General features: G+C 71.5%; 5 protein-coding genes. 1 reads left to right on the plus strand and 4 read right to left on the minus strand.

The genetic code is table 11. From position 1 onward, the window contains the following. Window positions 1-84: 84 nt before the first annotated feature. From HO151_RS04630 to HO151_RS04645, 4 genes are all read right to left on the minus strand, one after another. A complete protein-coding gene (locus tag HO151_RS04630; protein ID WP_173894836.1) occupies window positions 85-891 on the minus strand; it encodes an ATP-binding cassette domain-containing protein in 807 nt (268 codons plus the stop codon). Then, the gene (locus HO151_RS04635; protein ID WP_173894837.1) at window positions 888-1,946 is read right to left on the minus strand and encodes an ABC transporter permease; all 1,059 of its coding nucleotides are present in this window, start codon (window positions 1,944-1,946) and stop codon (window positions 888-890) included. The genes HO151_RS04630 and HO151_RS04635 overlap by 4 nt, the downstream gene beginning before the upstream one ends. After that, entirely contained in the window at window positions 1,943-2,947 is a 1,005-nt protein-coding gene (locus tag HO151_RS04640) for a sugar ABC transporter substrate-binding protein (protein WP_173894838.1), read from the minus strand. The genes HO151_RS04635 and HO151_RS04640 overlap by 4 nt, the downstream gene beginning before the upstream one ends. Window positions 2,948-3,191: 244 nt before the next feature. Then, window positions 3,192-3,941, minus strand: a complete 750-nt coding sequence (locus HO151_RS04645) for a GntR family transcriptional regulator (RefSeq protein ID WP_173894840.1) — start codon at window positions 3,939-3,941, stop codon at window positions 3,192-3,194. A gap of 117 nt (window positions 3,942-4,058) precedes the next feature. Here HO151_RS04645 and HO151_RS04650 point away from each other — a divergent pair, with 117 nt between their 5' ends. Next, window positions 4,059-5,072 carry a Gfo/Idh/MocA family oxidoreductase gene (locus HO151_RS04650; RefSeq protein ID WP_173894839.1) on the plus strand — a complete coding sequence of 338 codons (1,014 nt, stop codon included), beginning with the start codon at window positions 4,059-4,061 and terminating at the stop codon, window positions 5,070-5,072. Window positions 5,073-5,156: the final 84 nt, after the last annotated feature.

Below are 5,156 nucleotides of genomic sequence, written 5' to 3' on the forward strand. Positions count from 1 at the left end.
CCCCGGCCGTGGCCGGTCGCGGCGATTCCCGCGCCCCCGGCCGTGGGTGGACACGGCGTTGCCCGCGGCCCCGGCGGGGCGCTCCTAGAGCTCCCCGCCCTCCAGTTCGTGGCGGAGGTCGTCCAGTTCCGAGCCGCCCGCCATCTGGCGGGTCAGTTCGTCCAGGGTGATCTCCTCCCTGGTGTGGCTGCCGATCGACCGGCCTCGTTTGAGGAGGACGAAGCGGTTGCCGACCAGGTACGCGTGGTGGGGGTTGTGGGTGATCAGGACGACGCCCAGGCCCGCGTCCCGTGCGGCGGCCACGTACTTCAGGACCACTCCGGACTGCTTCACGCCCAGGGCCGCGGTCGGCTCGTCGAGGACGAGGACCTTCGCGCCGAAGTGGACCGCGCGGGCGATGGCCACGCACTGGCGCTCGCCGCCCGAGAGGGTGCCGATGGGCTGGTCGACGTCGCGCAGGTCGATGCCCATGCGCAGCAGCTCCGCACGGGTCGTGCGGCGCATGAGGCCGACGTCCAGGCGCTTGAAGGGGCCGGCGCCCTTGCGGGGCTCGGAGCCGAGGAAGAAGTTCCGCCAGACCGGCATCAGGGGGACGACGGCGAGGTCCTGGTAGACGGTGGCGACACCGCGGTCCAGGGCCTCCCGCGGGGACGCCGGCCGGATGTCCTCGCCCTCGATGCGGAAGGTGCCCGTGTCGTGCCGGTGCAGCCCAGCGATGATCTTGATGAGGGTGGACTTGCCGGCTCCGTTGTCACCGAGGACGCAGGTGATCTCCCCCGCGTGGACCTCCAGGGAGACGCCCTCCAGGGCGCGGACGCCGCCGTAGTGCTTGCTGACGCCGTCCAGTTCCACCAGGGGCGTGTGTCCGGCGTTCCGGACGGGCCGCGTCATGCCGTGGCCTCCGCCCGCTTGCGGACCCAGGCGTTCAGCAGGGTCGCCAGGAGCAGCATCGCTCCCAGGAAGAACTTGAACCAGTCGGGGTTCCACTCGGCGAACACGATGCCCTTGTCGGTCATGCCGAAGATCAGCGCGCCGACCGCCGAGCCGATGGCGGAGCCGTAGCCGCCGGTGATCAGGCAGCCGCCGATGACGGCCGCGATGATGTACGTCAGCTCCTTGCCGACGCCCTCCCCCGACTGCACGGCGTCGAAGGAGAAGAGCAGGTGCTGCCCGGCGATCCAGGCGGCGAGGGCCACCCCCGCGTAGAGGCCGATCCTCGTCGCGTCGACGGGGACGCCGACCGCGCGGGCCGCTTCCTTCCCGCCGCCGACGGCGAAGATCCAGTTCCCGGCGCGGGTGCGCAGCAGGATCCAGGAGGCGAGGGCCACCAGGCCCAGCCACCACAGGATGGTGACCTTGAAGTCGACGCCGCCGACGGTGAGGACGGAGGCGAAGAGCGCCTTCGCGGAGGAGAACCCCTCCATGTCGGCGATCGTCCTCGTGGAGACGGTGCCGCTGATCAGCTTGGTGAAGCCGAGGTTCAGCCCGGTCAGCATCAGGAAGGTGCCGAGCGTGATGATGAAGCTGGGCAGCCTGGTGCGGGTCAGCACGTAGCCGTTGAAGAAGCCGAGCGCGAGGGTGGCCAGGAGCGACACCCCGACGCCCACCCAGACGTTCGCGGTGAGCTGGTAGCTGACCATCGACGAGATCAGCGCGGACGACGTCACCATGACGCCCGCGGACAGGTCGAACTCGCCGCCGATCATCAGCAGCGCGACGGGCACCGCCATGATGCCGATGGTGGAGGCCGCGTACAGCACGGTGCTCAGACCGGCCGCCCGGACGAAACCGTCCGCGACCAGCGCGAAGAAGAGGAAGACGGCGAGTGCGCCGACCACCGAGCCGAGCTCGGGGCGGCCGAGCAGTCTGCGCAGCGGCGAGGTCCTCGTCAGTCGTTCGTCCGCGGAGGGGGCCGTCCCGTCCGCGGAGGGGGCCGTCGCCGTCATCGGGTGCCCCGCTCCGCGTACCGCTTCAGCTCGGCGGCCCGGTCCCTGGTGATGATCTGCGGCCCGGTGAGGACGGGCCGGCCCCCGCCGAGCGTGTCGGCGTTGTACCTGTACAGCCAGAGCAGGTCCACGGCCTCGTACCCCTGGAGGTACGGCTGCTGGTCAACGGCGAATCCGAGGGTGCCGTCCTCCAGCGCGGCGGCGACCTTGGCGTTCAGGTCGAAGGTGGCGATCTCGGCCTTGCTGCCCGCGTCCTGCCCGGCCTTGACCGCGGTGTCCGCGTAGGGCGCGCCGAGCGTGACGACGGCGTCGACGGACGGATCGGCCTGGAGCTTGGCGCCGACGGAGGACTGGACGGCCGACATGTCGGTGCCCTCGACGTACAGGTTCTGCACGCTGCCGCCGAAGGTCTTCTTCACTCCCGCGCAGCGCTGCTCGTGGCCGACGTTGCCCTGTTCGTGCAGGACGCAGAGGGTCTTCTTCCGGCCGCGCCTGTTCAGCTCGTCCCCGACGGCCTCGCCGGCGATCGTCTCGTCCTGGCCGATGTGGGTGAGCGCGCCGAACGCCCTGGACTCCTCGGAGCCGGAGTTCACGGTGACGACGGGGATGCCGGCCTTCACCGCGCGTGCGACCGCGCTCTTCATGGCGTCGGGCTTGGCGAGCGTGACGACGATCCCGTCGACGCCCTTGTCCACGGCGGCGTCCACCAGCTGCGCCTGCTGCTGGCCCTCGTCGTCGTGCGAGTACAGGAACTTGATGTTGTCCTTGTCGGCGGCCTGCCGGGCGCCGTTCTGGACGATGTCCCAGAAGGTGTCGCCGTCGCCCGAGTGGGTGATCATGGCGACGGTCCAGCGGGGCGTGTCCACCGCGGCCCTTCCCTGGACCGATGCCGCTTTGCGGGCGTCCTCGGCGCGCTTGCCGCCGGTGCTGCTGCACCCGGCCAGGGACGCGCCGAGCGCCCCTGCCACCGCGATGCTGACCCAGGTCCGAAACCGTGCCACGAGGCCGTGCCCTTCTTGCTGCCGAACGTACTGCCGGTCTTGCCGTCGGTCTTGCTGTCGATCTTGTTATCGACCTTTTGTCGATACATACGCTGATCCGCCCGTTGATAGGTGGAACAACCAAGTATCAGATACGGAATGAAGCATTCCGGACAGCGGGGTCGCCGGCACTGCCGCGCGGGCACGCGGGTGAGCCGTTCGGGGCAAGAGGGGGGCCGCGGAGGACCTGGGGGTTCGTGCCCGCTCAGGGGCGTACGAGCAGCTGGAACTCGAAGGAGTAGCGCGAGGCGCGGTAGACGTGGGAGCCGAACTCGACGGCGCGTCCCGTGTCGTCGAAGGTGGTGCGCTGCATGGTGAGCAGCGGGGCGCCCGCGGACTCGTCGAGACGCCCGGCCTCCGCCGCCGTGGCGGCGCGGGCGCCGACGGACTGACGGGCGCTGTGCAGGGTGATGCCCGCCACACGCATCAGCCGGTACAGGCCCGTGGCCTCCAGCTGCGCACCGTCCAGGTCGAGCAGGCCGGGGGGCAGGTGGTTGCAGAGGTACGCCATCGGCTCGCCGTGGGCCAGGCGCAGCCGCTCCACCCGGTGCACGTCGCTGCCCTCCGCCACCGACAGGGCGGCCGCGACCTCGGCCGGCGCTGGGACGACGGTGTTGACGAGGACGCGGGTGGCGGGCCGCTGTCCCGCCGCCTCCAGGTCGTCGTAGAGGCTGCTGAGCTCCAGCGGGCGTTTGACCTGGCTGTGCACGACCTGGGTGCCGACCCCCCGGCGGCGTACGAGGAGCCCTTTGTCCACCAGTGACTGGATGGCCTGGCGGACCGTGGGCCGGGACAGGCCGAGGCGGCCGGCGAGTTCTATCTCGTTGCCCAGCAGACTGCCCGGGGTCAGCGCGCCGCGCTCGATCGCCGCTTCGAGCTGCTGGGACAGCTGGAAGTAGAGCGGCACCGGGCTGTTCCGGTCGACGCTGAGCTGGAGCGGCGTGGTGGGGTCCACATCTGGTTTGGGCACGGCCCCGAGCGTAGCTCCGGTGCATGATGACGGGAAGTTGTGAGGTTCGATTGTCCGGACAAAGAGTTGACAGGGTGTAGGATTCGCCCTCAGCTTTGTCCCATGCGCATCGGACTCATCGGGACGGGTCGTATCGGTACGTTCCACGCGACCGCCCTCAGCCGCCACCGTGAGGTGGGCGGCTCCCTCATCGTCACGGACGCGGACCCCGCACGGGCCCGCCGGCTCGCGGACCGCCTGGGCGCCACCGCGGCCCCCGGCGTGGACCAGATCTTCGCCTGGGGTGTGGACGCCGTGGTCATCACCGCGGCGACCTCGGCACACGGCGAACTGATCGGACGGGCGGCGCGGGCCGGACTGCCCGTCTTCTGCGAGAAGCCCATCGCCCTGGACCTGGCGGGCACCCTCAGGGCCATCGCGGAGGTCGAGGCCGCCGGAACGATCCTGCAGATGGGCTTCCAGCGACGCTTCGACTCCGGCTACACGGCCGCCCGCGAGGCGGTACGGTCCGGGCGGCTGGGACGGCTGCACACCGTGCGCGCGATGACGTCCGACCACACGCCGCCGCCGGCCGAGCACCTGCCGCTCTCCGGCGGCCTGTACCGGGACACGCTCGTGCACGACTTCGACATGGTGCGGTGGGTCACCGGGCGCGAGGTCACCGAGGTCTGCGCGATGGGGTCGGACGCCGGGCCCGCGATGTTCCGCGAGGCCGGTGACATCGACACGGCGGCGGCCGTCCTCTCCCTGGACGACGGCACACTCGCCACGGCGACGGCGACCCGGCTGAACGGCGCCGGTTACGACGTGCGCATGGAGCTGGCCGGGGAGCTGGACCAGATCGGGTCCGGGCTCGACGACCGCACGCCGATCGCCTCCACGGAACCGGCGGGGCCGCCCGCCGCGACCAAGCCGTGGACGGGGTTCCTCGAACGGTTCGGGCCCGCGTACGAGGCCGAGCTGCACGCGTTCGTGGAGGTGGTGCGGGGTGAGCGGGCCAACCCGTGCGACGGGCGCGAGGCGCTGCAGGCGCTGCGTGTCGCGGAGGCGTGCGAGGTGTCGCGGCGTGAGCGGCGGGCTGTTCCGCTGGGGGAGATCCCGGGCGGACGGGACTGATCCCTGCCGGGGGGGTGCCGGGGGGTGCCGGGGGGTGCGTCATCGGCTGCGGCGCCGTCGTGGCCGGTCGCGCAGTTCCCCGCG

The organism is Streptomyces sp. 8P21H-1 (assembly GCF_013302945.1).

What these genes read in the sequence shown, in the direction of transcription:
- HO151_RS04630 (WP_173894836.1), bottom strand. Translation starts at nt 891, where the DNA reads ATGACGCGGCCCGTCCGGAACGCCGGACACACGCCCCTGGTGGAACTG.
- HO151_RS04635 (WP_173894837.1), bottom strand. Translation starts at nt 1,946, where the DNA reads ATGACGGCGACGGCCCCCTCCGCGGACGGGACGGCCCCCTCCGCGGAC.
- HO151_RS04650 (WP_173894839.1), top strand. Translation starts at nt 4,059, where the DNA reads ATGCGCATCGGACTCATCGGGACGGGTCGTATCGGTACGTTCCACGCG.